Annotated in this window: 15 protein-coding genes; 9 read left to right on the top strand and 6 right to left on the bottom strand. The window is 64.3% G+C overall.

What is annotated here, in order from left to right:
* The first annotated feature begins 43 nt into the window (after positions 1-43).
* Positions 44-934 (top strand): LysR substrate-binding domain-containing protein, encoded by an 891-nt coding sequence (locus C266_RS05285; protein ID WP_010806212.1) that lies wholly within the window; start codon positions 44-46, stop codon positions 932-934.
* A gap of 138 nt (positions 935-1,072) precedes the next feature.
* The gene (locus C266_RS05290) at positions 1,073-1,906 is read left to right on the top strand and encodes a GyrI-like domain-containing protein (RefSeq protein WP_010806213.1); all 834 of its coding nucleotides are present in this window, start codon (positions 1,073-1,075) and stop codon (positions 1,904-1,906) included.
* Here the strand turns inward: C266_RS05290 and mnmH are convergent.
* Genes mnmH through C266_RS05310 form a run of 4 tightly spaced genes read right to left on the bottom strand, consistent with a single transcriptional unit; the run spans position 1,842 to position 5,652 of the window.
* Entirely contained in the window at positions 1,842-2,945 is a 1,104-nt protein-coding gene (mnmH, locus tag C266_RS05295) for a tRNA 2-selenouridine(34) synthase MnmH (RefSeq protein WP_010806214.1), read from the bottom strand. The two genes, C266_RS05290 and mnmH, sit on opposite strands and share 65 nt — an antisense overlap.
* Positions 2,942-3,568 carry a lipopolysaccharide assembly protein LapB gene (locus C266_RS05300; protein WP_010806215.1) on the bottom strand — a complete coding sequence of 209 codons (627 nt, stop codon included), beginning with the start codon at positions 3,566-3,568 and terminating at the stop codon, positions 2,942-2,944. The genes mnmH and C266_RS05300 overlap by 4 nt, the downstream gene beginning before the upstream one ends.
* A gap of 39 nt (positions 3,569-3,607) precedes the next feature.
* The gene (locus C266_RS05305; RefSeq protein ID WP_371257035.1) at positions 3,608-5,101 is read right to left on the bottom strand and encodes a glycosyltransferase; all 1,494 of its coding nucleotides are present in this window, start codon (positions 5,099-5,101) and stop codon (positions 3,608-3,610) included.
* Positions 5,102-5,109: 8 nt separating this feature from the next.
* Positions 5,110-5,652, bottom strand: coding sequence for a cytochrome b (locus tag C266_RS05310; RefSeq protein ID WP_246189805.1), 543 nt, complete (start codon positions 5,650-5,652; stop codon positions 5,110-5,112).
* 360 nt (positions 5,653-6,012) lie between these two features.
* Between C266_RS05310 and C266_RS05315 the strand changes: the two genes are divergently transcribed.
* On the top strand, positions 6,013-6,894 hold the full coding sequence (locus C266_RS05315; RefSeq protein ID WP_010806218.1) for an oxaloacetate decarboxylase: 882 nt from the start codon (positions 6,013-6,015) through the stop codon (positions 6,892-6,894).
* A gap of 126 nt (positions 6,895-7,020) precedes the next feature.
* Positions 7,021-7,827, top strand: coding sequence for a class II aldolase/adducin family protein (locus C266_RS05320; protein ID WP_010806219.1), 807 nt, complete (start codon positions 7,021-7,023; stop codon positions 7,825-7,827).
* On the opposite strand, the gene C266_RS05325 is transcribed toward C266_RS05320, so the two are convergent.
* Positions 7,773-8,735 carry a LysR substrate-binding domain-containing protein gene (locus C266_RS05325; protein WP_010806220.1) on the bottom strand — a complete coding sequence of 321 codons (963 nt, stop codon included), beginning with the start codon at positions 8,733-8,735 and terminating at the stop codon, positions 7,773-7,775. The two genes, C266_RS05320 and C266_RS05325, sit on opposite strands and share 55 nt — an antisense overlap.
* A gap of 116 nt (positions 8,736-8,851) precedes the next feature.
* Positions 8,852-10,240, bottom strand: a complete 1,389-nt coding sequence (locus tag C266_RS05330; protein WP_010806221.1) for an MFS transporter — start codon at positions 10,238-10,240, stop codon at positions 8,852-8,854.
* A 506-nt stretch (positions 10,241-10,746) separates the two neighbouring features.
* Between C266_RS05330 and C266_RS05335 the strand changes: the two genes are divergently transcribed.
* From C266_RS05335 to C266_RS05355, 5 genes are all read left to right on the top strand, one after another.
* The gene (locus C266_RS05335; protein WP_010806222.1) at positions 10,747-12,555 is read left to right on the top strand and encodes a CPBP family intramembrane glutamic endopeptidase; all 1,809 of its coding nucleotides are present in this window, start codon (positions 10,747-10,749) and stop codon (positions 12,553-12,555) included.
* A gap of 63 nt (positions 12,556-12,618) precedes the next feature.
* A complete protein-coding gene (locus C266_RS05340) occupies positions 12,619-13,290 on the top strand; it encodes a DUF1345 domain-containing protein (RefSeq protein ID WP_010806223.1) in 672 nt (223 codons plus the stop codon).
* A gap of 248 nt (positions 13,291-13,538) precedes the next feature.
* A complete protein-coding gene (locus tag C266_RS05345; protein ID WP_010806224.1) occupies positions 13,539-14,984 on the top strand; it encodes a cytochrome ubiquinol oxidase subunit I in 1,446 nt (481 codons plus the stop codon).
* 38 nt (positions 14,985-15,022) lie between these two features.
* On the top strand, positions 15,023-16,021 hold the full coding sequence (gene cydB, locus C266_RS05350; protein WP_010806225.1) for a cytochrome d ubiquinol oxidase subunit II: 999 nt from the start codon (positions 15,023-15,025) through the stop codon (positions 16,019-16,021).
* A gap of 180 nt (positions 16,022-16,201) precedes the next feature.
* Positions 16,202-16,765, top strand: a complete 564-nt coding sequence (locus tag C266_RS05355; RefSeq protein ID WP_010806226.1) for a YbhB/YbcL family Raf kinase inhibitor-like protein — start codon at positions 16,202-16,204, stop codon at positions 16,763-16,765.
* The last annotated feature ends 79 nt before the right edge of the window (positions 16,766-16,844 follow it).

A 16,844-nucleotide genomic window follows, 5' to 3' on the forward strand; every position in this document is an offset into this window, starting at 1 on the left:
AACCATACGCAAATGTTATGGGGGTGGTGCAGATGAGGTTTCGATGAAGATCCGGCAGTTGGAGGCATTTCGCGCGCTGATCCTGCGCCAGACGGTCACCCGCGCGGCCGACATGCTTCACATCTCGCAACCGGCGGTCACGCGCCTGATCAACGATCTGGAAGCCGACGTAGGGTTTTCCTTATTCGACCGAATCAACGGCCGGTTGAACCCGACGCCCGAAGCGTTGGTGCTGTTCGAGGAAGTGGAGCGCTCGTTTGCGGGCATCGACCGCATTGCGCAAACCGCCGAGCAGATCAAGTCGCTGCGGCGCGGCTCGCTGCATATCGCAGGCGCGCCTGCCCTCGCGCTGGAATTCCTGCCGAGGACCTTGACCGGCTTCATGCGCGAGCATCCGGGTGTCAGCACCACGCTGCTGATTCACGCGTCGAGCATCGTGGTGGATATGGTGGTCGGGCGCCGTTGCGACGTCGGTTTCATCGCCCATCCGCTCACCCATGCCGGCGTGAACGTCGAGACGCTGCACCGTGCCCCCATGCGGTGCATCCTGCCGCTCGGCCATCGCCTCGCTAACCGAGATGTGATCCATCCCGAAGATTTGCGCGACGAGTCGTTTGTGTCGTATCCGAAGGAATTCGATGGGCGGATGTATATCGACCGCATCTTCGCCGAGCGGCAGATTGACCGGGTGATGAGTGCGGAGTCGCAATTGTCCGCAGCGATTTGCGTGCTGGTGCAACACGGCGCGGGGGTGGCGATCATCGATCAGATCACGGCCCGGTATGCCGCGGGGCGCGTCGTCGTCAAACCGTTCGAGCCGACCGTCTTATCGGGCTTCTCGCTCGTCACCTCGACACAGCACCCGCCCTCGCAACTCGCGAAAGCCTTCGTCGACTATACGAAGCAGCGCATGATCGAGCAGTTCGGCGACTGAGCCAGCGGCCCCGCTTGCACAGCCCTTGCCTGACACACCGCACGATTGAGACACGCTTGGCCAACAGCGATAGCCCAACCCCATAAATCGCAAAATCGGCAAATCGTCCGACGATACATTGGCGTCCAAGGAGCGCAAATGAAACCCGAGACCCGTCTTCGATATGCCCAACGCATGGAGCCCGTGCTGGCATGGCTTGCCAGTCATCCGGACAGTACGCCGGATCTGTACCACCTCGCGGAGTTGGCATGTCTGTCGCCGTATCACTTTCATCGGATCTACCGCGCATTGCTCGGTGAGACGGTGAACGCCACGGTGCAGCGCATTCGCATGCATCGTGCGGCGGTGGCATTGGCCGGGTCTGAGGATTCGATGCGTGTTGTGGCGTCGCGGGCCGGCTATGCGTCGGATGCGGCCTTCAACCGGGCCTTCGGCACGTTCTTCGGCATGCCGCCGGGACGCTACCGCGACGCTCGCTCCGGCCCCATCGATCCCAAGGAGCTCATCATGTATCCGATCGCCGTCGAGTCGTTCCCCGCCACAACCCTCGCCGTGCTCAAGCACAGCGGCAGCTATCAGGAAATCGGCCCCGTGTTCGTGCGCGCGTTCATGCTCGCGTCGGCCCACGGGCTGGCCCACCCCGACGCCACCGGCTTCGGGGTCTACCTCGACGATCCCGAACAGGTACCCGTCGAACAATTGCGTTCATTAGCGGGCGTGTCCGTACCCGCCGGCGCCGATGTCGGCAAGGATCTGGAACGCTTCGAGATTCCCGCCGGGCGCTGTGCGGTATTGACGTACACCGGGCCGTATAACGAGATGAACCGGCCTTATCAGTGGCTGTTTTCGGAATGGCTGCCAAACAGTGGCCTGGAGCCCGCCGACTTCCCGATGTTCGAGCAATATCTCAACGATCCCCGCTCGACGCCTCCGGCGCAGTTGCGCACCCGGATCTGTCTGCTGGTGAAATGAGTGCGAGCAAGGCCTGCGCCTGCGCGCGCAGGTCTTGCGCCCCCGGATGGAACCCGAACGGGATGGCTGTCGCCAGCCCCGGCAGCATCTTTCGAGCGCTTCGCGAATACGCGGGATCGTAGTGTCTCGTGATGAGCGCTTCCGACAGTTCTCGTTGCTGTCCAGCGTCGAACAACGCGAGCCATTGATCGATGACGGCGCGTCCGTGAAGCGGCACCAGCCGAAGCAGTTGTGTGCGGAAGTGGTCCGGCAACGCCAACAAATGGCCGTACTCCTGCAGCAACAGATCGACACGCTCCTCGAGAGAAACGCTCACCTCGACACAGACCGTCGAGCCGCGCAGCGAAGTCATCAGCGACTCGGGCAGGGTGATGCGCCCGATCCGGCGGCTCTCCGCTTCGACGAACACCGGCCGCTTCGGGTCGAAACCACGCAACGCGCCGATCAACGCGGTATCGAACGATTTCTGCGAGGGCTGCGGCACGTCCGGCATTGCGCCCAGCACGGAACCGCGATGCATGGCGAGCGCCTCGAGATCGAGTACCTGTGCCCCTGAGTCGTCCAGCGCATGCAGCAGGCGAGTCTTGCCGCTGCCCGTGTGCCCCGCCAGCACGATGTAATCAAGCGTGGGCGGCAGCGCGTCGAGCGACGCCACGACATCACGCCGGTAGGCCTTGTAACCGCCTTCGAGCTGGCGTGCGCGCCAGCCAATCTTGTTCATGATGACGGTCATCGACTCGGAACGCATGCCGCCTCGCCAACAATAGACGAGCGCACGCCAATTGCGCGGCCGGTCGGCGAAAGTCGTCTCGAGATGCGTGGCGATGTTGCGCGCGACCATGGCCGCGCCCACGCGCGAGGCATCAAATGGGGACACCTGCTTATACATCGTGCCGACGATTACCCGTTCCTCGTTGCTGAGCACCGGCGCATTGATGGCGCCGGGGATGTGGTCGTCGGCGAATTCGAGCGGGGTGCGAACATCGATGATTTCGTCGAAGTCGCCGGCGCTTTCCAGGGGAGCGCGGAGGAAGTTCATCGTGCCCCCGCCGCCGGTTGGCCACAATGCGTGCCGTACGGCGTGCGCGAACTCGCCTGCCCCGGTGGCGCGTCGTCCAGACCGGCGCGCACCTTCGCCGCACGGTCAATGATGCGGGTAGCGGCTTCGGCATCGCCCGCGCCGCCTAACGCCAGCGCGTAATCGTCGAGTACCTCGACGTACGCGTACGGCACCTTGCGCGCCGCCTCCATGCGATCGAGCGAACCCAGCGCCCGGCCGAAGTACTTCGCCGATTGTGAAAATTGCCGCTGCACCAGCGACAGCCGCGCCAGCTCGATGAGTGCCGGATACCGATAACGGGCCGTCAGAATATCGAGATCGTAAGCGAGGCTCAGCTCTCGTTCGGCCTCGGTGTAGTAGCAGGTCACGCCCAGCGCCCGGCCGTAGTCGAAGTGAATGGCCGCGCGTTGCGATGCCGGCCAGCCCGATTGATCGGCCACCAGTACCGCCTGCCCGAAGGCGCGTCGCGCGCCATCCCAGTCGCCACGCACTTCAGCCGCGCCTCCCAGTGCGGCATAGTCGGGACCGGACGGCCTGCGCTCGGGCGCACTGCACCCGGCACTCAACACACCGCCGAGCGCACACACCATGGCCAACCACATCGAAGATCGAATCATCGGAAAAAGGACACTGCCGGAAAATCACCTGTCGCGGGACACCTCCGTCTCGCGCTCGCTCGACAGGATACCGCGTCGCACCTGAACTCCCCAACGCTGGCGTCCGGTGAGGAAATGGCCCCACCCCAGCGCTGCCCCCGTGTGACGCATCAACTGGAACGAAAACGGCTCCAGCACGGCCGCGAAAAACGCCAGCCCGAGGCTCGTGCCCGTGCGGCGCCCAGTCCAGCGCCGATAGGCGTGCACCGACCAGAGATGAAAGCCGAGATCGAGCACGATCTTGCCAAGGATGATGCCCGACACCGGCAGCACCACACCGTAATGCCCCTCGCACACGAACGTCACGAGCAGCGCGAAAGCGGTAAGACCGTAGATCGGCTGAAGCGTGTCGAATGCCTTCACCGGCAGCATCCAACGTCCCAGATTGCCGTAACGGCCGTTGCCGACCATCTCGCGATACCAGTATTGCGTCTGGAGAAACCCCGCAAACCAGCGGCGCCGTTGACGCAGGAAACTCGTCAGCGTGCCCGGCGCGTCGGTGATCGCCTGCGCACCGCCCACCACGCGAACCTCCCATCCCTGCCCATGCGTGACCGAATAACGGCGCAGGCGATGGATCAGTTCGTAATCCTCGACCAGGCACGCCGGGTCGAATCCGCCCACGGCCAGCACTGCCTCGCGGCGGAAACAGGCAAACGCCCCCGAGATCAGCAGCAGGCCGTCTGCGCGCATCCAGGCAAAGCGCGAAACGAAGTTGCGGATGTACTCGTACGTCTGGAAAAACTGCAACACACGCCCGCTCGCCGTGTTGCCGCACACCGGGGTGAGTACACCGGTCGCCGCCACCAGCTTCGGGCGATGCGCAAACGCGTCGTGCATCGCGGCACACGCGCCGATGTCGAGCAACGTGTCGGCATCGACCGTCATCACGACGTCCGTCTCCATGCCGACCAGCGCCGCGTTGAGCGCACGCGCCTTGCCACCGTGCGGCACGCGCAGCCATCGCAGATTCGGGTAGCGGCGGCTCGGCGCACTGAGCCCCCCCTGGCCGGGGTCCGTGAGACCGTATTCACCGGTAAGCAGCGCCGCCGTGCCATCCTGCGATCCGTCGTCGGCGATGACGATAGCGTCGGGCACCCTGCATCCCGCCATGAGCGCACGCAACGTCACCGGCAGTGCAGCCGCCTCGTTGTGCGCCGCGACCACGACGCCGAGCGTCAACCGGACGTTGGCGGCATCGCGACTCGCCAGCGCCGCTGTCTCCTCGGGATCGGGACGCATCAGACGCCATGCCTGCCAAAACACGAACGCGAGCAGCGCCGTGTCATATACGACGTAGGCCACCCCGGTCCCCCAGGCGAACACCCCCTTGAGGAAGAACGCCTGCGCGAACAACAGGCACCACAGCACCGCCACACCGGTATGCACGAACCAACTCGCGAACGGCGTCGGCGGCAGCGTGAAGCGCGGCGAGTGCGCCTCGCGTGCCGCGTCGAGCCGCGACGCTTTCATCGTCATGCCGGTGCTCACGGCAGCATCCGGCCGAGCACCGGGTGACGATCGATCCACTGATGCTTGAGCGCACCACCGATATGCAACGCCAGCAGCACGTACAAGCTATAGGCGCAGTAAGTGTGAACGTTACCCAGCAGCCCGTGCCAGTAGTCCTTGCTCGCATCGTTCATGGCCATCAGGAAACCCATGCGTGGGAACGGCACGCTGCCGAACAGCACCAGTGGGTGCGTCGATGCCGCCACCCACGCCGAGTCGTGCGCCCAGCCCGAGAGCGGCAGCGCGAAGATGACGACATACAGCAACCAATGCACCAGATGCGCGGCCGCACGCTCCCACGAAGCAAAGACTTGCGAGAGTGCCGGCGGACGGTGCGTCGCACGCCACAGAATGCGCAGGATCGCGAGGCCCAGCACGGTGATGCCGATGGACTTGTGCAGATCGATCCAGAAGCGCACGTCGATCTTCTCGAGCGTGGCATCGGACAGCAACGCGACTGTCTGACCGATGGCGACATTGCCGAGCATCAACAATGCGACAGCCCAATGCAGCAGCATCGCCACACGGGTGTACCTGACGTCTTCATACAACGTCACGCCGGGCTTGCGAGCAGACACGGAAGAAACTGGGGGAGGTGAGGCACTCACGTCGGACATCCTGAAAATACAGTGGAGATGATTGCATAACGCGAGTTGAATCGTGCTTATTCCCGCGTTGCCGCAAAAAATGGTTGTTACGGCCGATTACAGCGCACGCGCAGCCCTCCATCCCGGTTCGACACGCGAAAAACGTCCGGCAGTCGGCATTACGCTTCACATGCCCCCTGGTCTGCCTTGCGAGCCCCGCGCAAAACCGCGATGATCGGGAATTCCGCGCGCAGCGTGCAAGGAACTGCGCCCTCATCAAGGAGACATGTCATGCCACGCAGCACCGCAGAAAAACGCGCCGCCTTTCGCAAACTCCACCTCGCCGGTTGCTTTGTGATCCCGAATCCGTGGGACGCGGGCAGCGCCCGGTATCTCGAACACGCCGGCTTCAAGGCCATCGCCTCGACCAGTTCGGGCTTTGCCTGGTCGACGGGGCATCCCGACAACGGCGTGACGCGCGACACGGTACTCGCACATTTGCGAACCCTGGTCGACGCCACCGATCTGCCGGTCAACGCCGACTTCGAGAGCGGCTTCGGCAAAACGCCCGATGATGTGGCGCAGAGCGTCAAGATGGCTGTGGCAACGGGCGTTGCCGGGTTGTCGATCGAAGACTCGACCGGCAACGTCAACGCGCCGCTCTTCCCGCTCGACGAAGCGGCCGCGCGCATGAAGGCCGCCCGCCGCGCTATCGACGAGACCGGTGGCGACACGCTCCTCATTGGCCGCGCGGAGAATTTCTTCGCCGGCGTGCCCGATCTGGACGACACCATTGCGCGCCTGCAAGCCTATGCCGAAGCGGGTGCCGATTGCCTGTATGCACCGGGCATTCAGTCGGTCGAGCAAATTCAGGCTGTCGTCGCAGCCGTCGCGCCCAAGCCGGTGAACGTGCTGATCGGGTCGACGTCGCCGCTGACGTTGCAAGATATGGCCGACCTCGGGGTGCGGCGCGTGAGCGTCGGCGGTGCGCTTGCCCGCGCCGCATGGGGCGGCTTCATCCATGCGGCGACGGCACTTGCCGAAGGCCGCTTCGACGGCTTCGATGGCGCAGCCAGCGGCGCGACGCTCAACGGACTGTTCCGGCCGGGCGAGTCATTCCCCGGGATTGTCCATACGCCGCGCATGACGGCAACCGGCGCGGCAAGTACATGACCAGTGACTTTTCGTCGATAGACGAGCCGCGCCCGTCCCCGGACAATTCGCTGTCAGCCGATGCGCCGCGCCACGACGTCTTCCGGACTCGGCATGCACGGCATCCCCACCCGACGGAGCGTCCCAATGAACATGCCGCACGAGGCTTTTGCCATTCCCACGCCACTTGGCGCCCCCCTGCCCAAGCCGCGTGCGTTCGATAACGTCGAGGACGAACGCGCCGACCGGAAGCTGCGTCTCGCGGTGGCGTTCCGGATCTTCGCGCGCTTCGGTCTCGCCGAGGGTATCGCCGGCCACATCACCGTGCGCGATCCCGAGTTTCACGACCGCTTCTGGGTCAATCGCTACGCGCAGCACTTTTCGTCGATTCATCCGGACGATCTGATTCTCGTCGACGAGGCGGGTGGCCTGCATCACGGCCAAGGTCCGGTCAATGCCGCAGCCATGGCGATTCATGCCGGCATTCACGCCACCCTGCCCCATGTGACGGCGGCCGCGCACACGCACACGACACACGGACGCGCTTTCTCGGCACGCGCACGCCCGCTGGCCCCGATCAATCAGGAAGCCTGCCTCTTCTACGACGACCACGTGCTGTTTCGCGGCGATGTGCTCGTGCTCGGTGCCGACGAGGGCCGTCGCATCGCTCAGACGATGGGACACAAGCGCGCCGCCGTGCTGCTCAATCACGGGTTGCTGACGGTGGGTTCGTCGGTCGACGCCGCGGCCTATCGCTTTCTCGCGATGGAGCGATGCGCGCAAGTGCAGTTGCTCGCCGAGGCGGCAGGCCCGCTTGAAGTGCTCTCCGACAGCGAAGCCCGCGAGGTGTATCGTCTGCTCGGCTCCGACTATGTGGCGTGGCTGGGTTATCAGGGCCTCTACGAACAGGTGCTGCGCGAAAGCCCTGATCTGTCAGCGTTGTCTGCCCGATAAGCCTCGACCGCCTGACGCAACCAGACGTCGAACTGGCGCAACGGCGCCCAGTCGCGGCGCTGCGCCGGATAGGAAAAATAGATGGTCTGCGGATTGGCGAGCGTATGCGGATGCGCCTGCACCAGCGTGCCGCTGGCCAGTTCGCGCTCGATCAGCACGCGCGGCAGCAAAGCAATGCCAAGCCCCGCCACCGCCGCGTTGATCGCCATGATGAACATGTCGTAACGCTGTTCGCTGCGCAGGGGTTTGACGTCCTGCCCGACGGTGGACGCGTCGTGCATGCCCAGCGACGCGAGCCAGTCGTCCCACACGCGAGGCAGGTCGCGCGGGCAGATCCATGACAATGCGGCGATCTGTTCCAGCGAGAGCGACGCCTGCCCCTCAAGCAGACGGGGTGCCGCGACAAGCATAAGAGAATCGTCGGTAATGAGCGCGGTACCCGGCATGCCGGGCCATCGCCGCGTGCTGAAGTAGATCGCGGCGTCGAACGCGGAGTCTTCGAAGAACACGGGTTGATCGCGCCCGAGAATGTGAAGGCGAACGTCGCGCGTGTTTGCGTAGAAATCGTCCAGCCGTGGAATCAGCCATTGCGCGGCGAATGTCACGCCGACGGCAATTTCCAGCGCCGTCTCCTGCCCTTGCTGAACGACGTCGAGCGTGTCGCGTCGAATCTGGTCGAGATGCACGCGAATGCGCTTGGCGTATTCCGCACCGGCCGGTGTCAAGACCAGCCGTTGCTTCACGCGCTCGAACAACGCCACGCCGAGATGCTTCTCGAGTTCGCCGACGCGTTTGCAGACGGCGCCATGCGTGAGTGCAAGCTCCTGTGCGGCCTGCGCGAAATTCTGATGACGGGCGCTGGCCTCGAAGGCCTGCAACGCCGAGAGGCTGGGAACGCCCAGACGCATGGTGTCTCCTGCGGGAATACGATCTTGCCCGACAGTCTATGCGATGCGTCGCGGGGAAACAAAACGGCCCGCCGTGCCGGAGCATCGCCGGGCCGCGTGGAATATGCGCACCGCGCTTACTCGACGTGCGCCACGCCCCCCGCGAGGACAGCGCCGCCAGCCACTTCTTTGGGCAGTGCCCACGACATCCAGTGCGTGCGCAGAGCAACGACCAGCACGAACGCAAGCGCCGCCAATGCACCGAACGTGGCGAAGCCCATCTGATAGCTGCCCGTCGACTCCTTCGCGATGCCCATGATCACCGGCAGATAGAAGCCGCCGATACCGCCGGCGGCGCCGATGATGCCCGACATCAGGCCCGTCTTGCCTTGCCAGCGTTGCGGCACAAGCTGGAACGTCGCGCCGTTGCCAAGACCGAAGCACACGTAGACCAGCACGAGCAGGGTGATACCGGCCCCTTGCGGAGGCATCCACGCGGCGAAGATCAGGTCGATGGCCGAAATCGCCGCGAGCAGCAGCACGAGCGCACGCACACCGGAAATCTTGTCGGCAACCAAACCGCCGATGGGACGTACCAGCGCGCCGAGAAACGCGAGCAGCGACATGAACAGACCCGCTTCGATACGCGGCATGCCATACAACGAGATAAGCAACGTGGTGACATACGACGACATGCCGACGAAACCACCGAACGTGATGCTGTAGACCAGCATGATGACCCACGTGTCGCGCTCGGCCAGCACGCCGCGATAGTGACGCGGCAGCACGGCAATCGCGAGCAGCGCGCCCAGCACCGGCAGCAACAGCACACCGGCCTTGCCTTCACCGAAAGCGCCCGCATGCACGCACAGCACGAGTGCAACGAGACCGAACACGCTGATGATGAAGCTCGTGAACGCGCGCGGTGCACTGCCCGATTTCACACCCTGATCCTTCGCCCAGAACACCAGCGCCAACGCGGCGAGGGCGAGCAACGGCAGTGCGGCACCCGCCGCATGCGCCCACCCGTAGTGCTCGGCCAGTCCGGGGAACATGAAGCCATCGAGCACGGCGCCGATGTTGCCCGCCGCAGCGAGACCGAGCACCAGCCCCTGCACCTTCGGCGGATAGTTGCTGCCTGCCATCGGCAACGCTACGGCGAAGCTCGCCCCCCCAATGCCGAGTAGCACGCCGAGCACCAGCAGCAGCGTGTACGACGGCGTGCCCGGCATGAGCAGCAAGACCACAGACGGAATGGCCGAGAGTGCAAGTCCCATCAACGCGATCTTGCGGCCATCGAAAGCCTGATAAAGATTGCCCAGCGTGACGCGCAGAATGGCCGCCCCCAACACCGGCACGGCCACGAGAAAGCCGGTTTGCGCGGGCGTCATCGCGATGTCTTTACCGATGAACGGCGCCAGCGGCCCGAGCATCACCCAGACGGTGAAACCCGTGTCGAAGTAGAGAAAACACGCAACCAGCGCGCGCCAGTTGCCACTTTTCAACGATTGCGTGAGCGTGCTCATGGATACCCTCGTGTTCGTATGCCCAAAAAAAAGCGTCCCGAAGCCGTACGCCTGTGAACAGGCCTATGGCTTCGGGACGCCGTTGCCCCGAAGTCCCCGCTGACGCGGGGGCATGAATGCGGTGCAGAAAATTCGCTTGTCTTCACTCGGCCGCCTTTGGCCTTATGCAAGGGTTAGCAAGTGGCGTGCCATGTGCCGGCACGGCAGGCGCGCATTCCTCGCCAAGCCCCGCAACGCAAGGCCCTGCACCTGATCGATCCGTCATGGCGGCGTGTCATGCGCAGTGCGCCGCAGCGTGCCTGTCACACCGCCGGTGACACGGCAACGGGCACAATGCCGCATCGCGATGCGGCGGCGCACCATATCTGTGCCCGCCCTGACCTGCCCGCTCTGACCTGCCATTACCGAGGGGCTACGCTACAGTTCACCCGCTATCGGTCGTTATTCCCATTCAGGCTGGCCGCGTTTCCGGCGGTGAGCGACAACAACATTCCTGGACCTCTCGCGTGTACCGCACCCTTCTCTGTCTAGTGGTCGCGGCGCTCGGCTTCTCGCCACTTGCGCATCTCGACGCCGCACAAGCCACCGCCTCGCCGCCTCAGGGCCTGCTGAACCTCGACGAGACGTCCAAGCAGGTCGACGCCGCCTCTCTCACCAAATATCGTCAGATCGTCTCGGACTACACCGCTGCCGTGCGCGCCCGGCCCGACGACGCCGCGCTCGTCATGGCGCGCTGCCGGTTCATGCAGAACTTCTCCTGGTCGGACGAGTTGCGATGGGCCGGGCAAGCCCAGAACGACCTGGAAGCGTGTCAGCAGAATCTGAAAGCCAGATTTTCGGAGGTACCGGAAGTCGCGCTGTATCTGCTACAGGGTGTCTATGGCAAGGCAGCGATTGCGCAGGGCACTGCCCTCCTGCCCACGGCCGGGCGCTGGCCGGAGAAGGATCGCGCGAGTCTGCATGCCGCCCTCTCCAGCGCGTATCAGGCGACACAAGACACGCGCAATGCCGGTCTGCAGGCAGTGGAAGCCGCCAGGCTGGCACCGGATACCCCGGTGCTGCTGAGCGCCGTTCGCTACCTCGCAACGACGGGCCGAAAGGACGAGGCAAAGCGTTTGCTGATGAATGCCCCTGTGCCCAAGACACCATGGGTCGCGAATTCATGGATCAATACCGCGCACGACGTACTGCCGGGCACCACGGCGCGCGAGGTGCTGCAGCGCATGCAGAAGGCAGGGTTGAAGGTCGATCCGCACGCAAGTGCGCGTGCCCTGCTTCAGGCAGGCGACGCGGCCGGCGCGCAGCGTGCGCTGGCCGCGTCGCCTCAAGGCGCCAACGAGACACCCCAGAATCGCGCGCTTCGCCTGCAGGTCGGTCTCGCCGCCGGCGATGTCAAGGCGACGGAAGCCGCCCTCCAGGCATCGCTCGAACACGAGAAGGGCAACCTCTGGCCGCTCTCCCAATCGTATGGGGTGCTGCTGACGATAGAACCCGCCGCAGCGTTTCGACTGGTCTTCCTCCCACTGTTGGCCACGCTCGTCGGCAGCGTGCTCCTCGTCGCCCTGTCGCCGGGCCTGCTGATGTTCCCCGTGCACTATGTCGGCACCGTACGCGCGCGCAAGGGACGCCCGACCGCTCCTCTGTTCGACGGCATCGGTCTGCGCCACGCCTGGTATGGTCTGGCGGCGCTCTGCGTGATCACGGGGATCGTGCCCGTCCTCATGGTGGGACAATTCGCGCTGCGGGTCGGTAACAACATGCCGCTGCTGGAGCCCAGGCTCGCCATCGCGCACGCCGTGACGCTCGGCGTCATCGCGCTTGCCCTGTGCGCGACGCTATGGCGCTTTGGCTGGCGCCAGTGGCTCGGCACCGGCAAGTGGAAGGCGAGATGGTTCATCTGGCCCGTCATCCTCGTCGCGCTCGCTGCGCTCGGTGGCTGGTTGGCCGCGCGCCACGGACCGGCTGGCGGGCAGGTGCCTCAGTGGGCCGAGGGGATCGCACGCGGTGCGGCGCAACTGGGCGGTACGTGGCTCGCCCTGTTGCTGCTTGCCGTCGCGGTGCCGATTGTCGAGGAATTCGTCTTCCGCGGCTGCCTGCTGGGCGGCCTGACGCGTCATATGAGCTTCTTCGCCTCGAACCTGTGGCAAGCGGCGATCTTCGCTGCCGTTCACGTCGACGCCCGGCGTTTCCTCTTCTATCTACTGATCGGGCTTACGGCCGGTTGGCTGGTGAAGAAAACACGCGGCCTCGCCGCCCCCATCGTGCTGCACGCGGCAATCAATACGATTTTCGTCGTGCTAGTGCTGTCCCGTTAATCGGGCAAGTGACGGCGTTGGTGGATAATCGAACCGCCCGCCGTCACCGTTCGGACATCTTTCATGAATGCCAAGCTCTTCCCGCATCTGGTTCGCTTCCACCCTCGATTGCTCATTGCCATCGTCGTTGGCGTCATTGCCGGTCTGTTCGTTCAGATTGTCGTGAAAGGCGAGCCCAGTGCCGTCACGCGCACACTGATCGGCTGGAACGCGGGCGCCTGGTCTTATCTCGCGATGATCTGGCTCATGATGGTCACCGCGCCCAAACGCAGCATCGAGCGCTTCGCCGAACAAGAAGACCAGAGCGCCGCCGTCGTGCTCAGCGTAGTCAGCCTGTCGGCCATTGCGAGTGTGGCCGCCATCGTCCACATTCTTGCCGGGGCCAAATCCGGCATCCCGCACCAGACATCCGAACATGTCCTGTTCGCCGCAACCACACTCATCGCCGGCTGGTTTCTCGTGCCGACGATCTACACGCTGCACTACGCACGGCTGTACTTCACGGACACGGAATCGCCCTATGCACTGGCGTGGCCCGACCGCGACTGCGATCCGGACTACTGGGACTTCCTTTACTTCTCGTTCACCATCGCCGTGGCGTCGCAGACCGCCGACGTTGCGCTGAAATCGCGCCGCATGCGACGCGCCGCGCTCGCACAGGCGATCCTCTCGTTCTTCTTCAATCTGGCCGTACTCGGGCTGTCGATCAATATCGGCGCCGGACTGCTCAGCTAAGACGCGGCCCTCGCGGCACCGCGCCCCCGTGTGACATGACGTCGCACGGGACGCCCACATAAATCACTTGAAAAACATACAAGTAGCGCCGATCGGCAGCCTCTCGCATGCCGCGTCAATGCGCCACATGTGACGACTTGTCACGCGTGCTGCAACGCAGCAACCTCTAACATGCATGCAAAGAAATGGCGCTTTATAAATATTGACGCCATACAAGACAGGGTTAATTTGCATACATAGAGCGCCACATGACTGCCGTTCCGGAAGCCCTCGACCTCGCACGCCTGCAATTCGCGTTCACGGTCTCGTTTCACATCGTTTTCCCCGCTGTCTCCATCGGTCTGGCGAGTTTCATCGCCGTTCTCGAAGGTCTCTGGCTCAAAACACGTCAGCAGCACTATCTCGATCTCTGCCGCTTCTGGTCGAAGGCCTTTGCCGTCTGTTTCGGCATGGGCGTGGTCTCAGGCGTGGTGATGGCCTACCAGTTCGGCACCAACTGGTCGGGCTTTTCGAGCTTCGCCGGCGCGGTCACGGGTCCGCTGCTCGCCTACGAGGTGATGACGGCGTTCTTCCTCGAAGCCGGTTTCCTCGGCATCATGCTGTTCGGCTGGAATCGCGTGAGTCCGCGCGCACACTTCGCCGCGACCTTGTGTGTGGCCATCGGCACGCTGATTTCGACGTTCTGGATCCTCGCGTCGAATAGTTGGATGCAAACGCCGCAAGGCTACGAAATCGTCGACGGCCGCGTGGTCGTGCTGTCGTGGTGGGACGTGATCTTCAACCCGTCCTTCCCGTATCGACTGGCGCACATGAGCATCGCCGCGTTCGTGGTGGCCGCGCTGGTCGTGGCGGGCACCGCCGCCTGGCATCTCTTGCGCGGCCGTCGCGATCCGGCCGTCAAGACGATGTTCTCGATGGCCATGTGGCTGCTGCTGATCTTCGCGCCGTTGCAAGCCGTCGTGGGCGATCTTCACGGGTTGAACACGCGGGAGCATCAGCCCGCCAAGCTCGCCGCCATCGAGGGGCTTTGGGAGACGAAGACCGGTGGCACCCCGCTCAACCTGTTCGGCTGGCCCGACATGGAGGCCGAAACCACACGCTACGCGCTCGAAATACCGCATCTGGGCAGCCTCATCCTCACGCATAGCTGGGACGGCGAGATTCGCGGCCTGAAGGCGTTTCCGAAGGACGAACGCCCCAACGTGCCGTTGGTGTTCTGGAGCTTTCGCATCATGGTTGGCCTTGGCCTGGCGATGATCGCCGCAGCACTCGCCTCAGTGTGGCTGCGCCGTCGCGGCACGCTCTTCACATCGCGCAGCTTCGCCCGCACCATGCTCGTGCTCTCGCCGACCGGTTTCGTAGCCCTGCTCGCCGGCTGGGTCACCACCGAGGCCGGGCGCCAGCCGTGGGTCGTCTACGGGGTGATGCGCACCGCGCATGCCCTATCGCCCGTCAGCGCCCAACAGGTGCAGGTCTCGCTGCTGATTCTGGTGCTGGCCTACTTTCTGGTGTTCGGCACCGGCGTGTATTACCTGCTGAAGATTCTGCGCAGCGGCCCGGTACTGCCCGGCGATCCGTCGACGGCCTCCGGCAACGGCCATGCGCCGCACGACGCACACCTCGTGCCGCAAACTGCGCCAGCCCTGTCGGGCCTGTCCGGACGGATGGATACCGACCGAGCGCACGCGACCTGATCGTCGCCCGACACGACATCGACCTTAGCGAGAATTTCATGGATCTGATCTTAGCCTGGGCCGCCATCATTGCCCTCGGCCTGTTTCTGTACGTGGTGCTCGACGGTTTCGACCTCGGCATCGGCATTCTCTTTCCGTTCTTCCCCGATGCGCGCGAACGCGACACGATGATGAACTCCGTCGCCCCGGTCTGGGACGGCAACGAGACTTGGCTCGTGCTCGGCGGCGCCGGCTTGCTCGCCGCGTTTCCAATGGTGTACTCGGTGCTGCTCTCGGCGCTGTATCTGCCGCTCGTGTTCATGCTGGTGTGCCTGATCTTTCGCGGCGTAGCGTTCGAGATTCGCGGCAAGTCACGCCGCACCCGGCAGTGGTGGGATCTGGCTTTCATCGGCGGCTCGGCCGGGGCGACGTTCTTTCAGGGCGTTTCAATCGGTGCGTATCTGTCCGGCATTCCGGTGGAGAACGGCCAGTTCGCGGGAGACGCTTTTGCCTGGGTCACAGCCTTCAATCTGTTCGCCGGCCTGGGCCTGCTCGTGACGTATGCGTTGCTCGGCGCATGCTGGCTGATCGGCAAGACCGAGGGCGATTTGCAGCGCCGCATGCGTGTGCTCGCCTGGCCGCTAACGCTGGCGCTCGTGGCGACCATGGCCATCGTCTCGCTGTGGACACCGCTGCAACTGCCACTCGTGGCCGAGCGCTGGTTCGACGACCAGTGGTTCTGGCGATGCCTGCCGGTGCCGTTCCTCGTCGGGGGCGCCACGCTCGCCATGCGCCGGGTGCTGCGCCGTGCACACGACGCGACACCGTTCTGGCTCGCCATCGGCCTCGTGTTTCTCGGCTACAGCGGTCTGCTCATCAGCGCCTATCCCTATGCGATTCTGCCCGGCATCACGCTCCGGGACGCCGCCGCGCCGCATTCGAGTCTGTCGTTCTCGCTATGGGGTGCGGCCTTCATCATTCCGGTGATCATCGCCTACACGATGCTGGCCTACTGGGTATTTCGCGGCAAGGTGACTCACGATGCGTACCATCACTGATCTCGTTCGCCCCGCAGCGCGCAGGCAGCGCGAACGGGCTGTCGTACGCAGCCCGTGGCAGCAGACCCTGATTCGCTGGGGGTGGTTTATCGCCCTATGGTGTGCCGGTGTAGCGGGCACGGCACTGCTTGCACTACCATTCAAACTCATCATTGCATCTGCCAAATAGGAGGCACGCTTATGAAATGGCTTTCATCCACAGGCGCGACGTGCGCGGCAAGCGTGGCGGCTGTCGCGATGGCGCTCGCCGCAGGTACGGCGCGGGCCGAAGGCATGAGCGTCTCGTCGAGCGCGTTTGCGGACGGCGGCCTGCTGCCCGCGATTCATGCCGGACTGGGCGAGTGCGGCGGGAAGAATGTCAGTCCGCCTGTCGAATGGAAGAATCTGCCCCAAGCCACGCACAGCGTGGTCGTCACAATGAAGGACCCCGACGGTGCGAAGGGCGGCGGTGTCGTGCATTGGGTCGCCTACAACATTCCGGCCACGGTCTCGTCGCTCGCCGCTGGCGCGGGTAACGAAACCGGACGGCAGGTCACCGTCGGCAAGAACGTCAGCGGCGCGATGGCCTATCGGGGCGCTTGCCCGCCAGTCGGCGATACACCGCATCACTACATCATCACGGTAACGGCAACCGATATCGAACCGGGTCAGTTGCCGGCAGGGCTCGACGCCAACGGGCTTTCCGCCGCGCTCGCCGGTCATACGCTGAACGGCTCGACCATCGTGGCGCGCTACGGCCGGTAAGCCGGTCGAACGCCCCGACACGCCACAAAGAAAAAGCGCCGGCAGGGAGTGTCCCGCCGGCGCTTTTTCTTATCCGCTT

Source organism: Pandoraea sp. SD6-2 (genome assembly GCF_000389825.1).
GTDB lineage: Bacteria > Pseudomonadota > Gammaproteobacteria > Burkholderiales > Burkholderiaceae > Pandoraea > Pandoraea communis.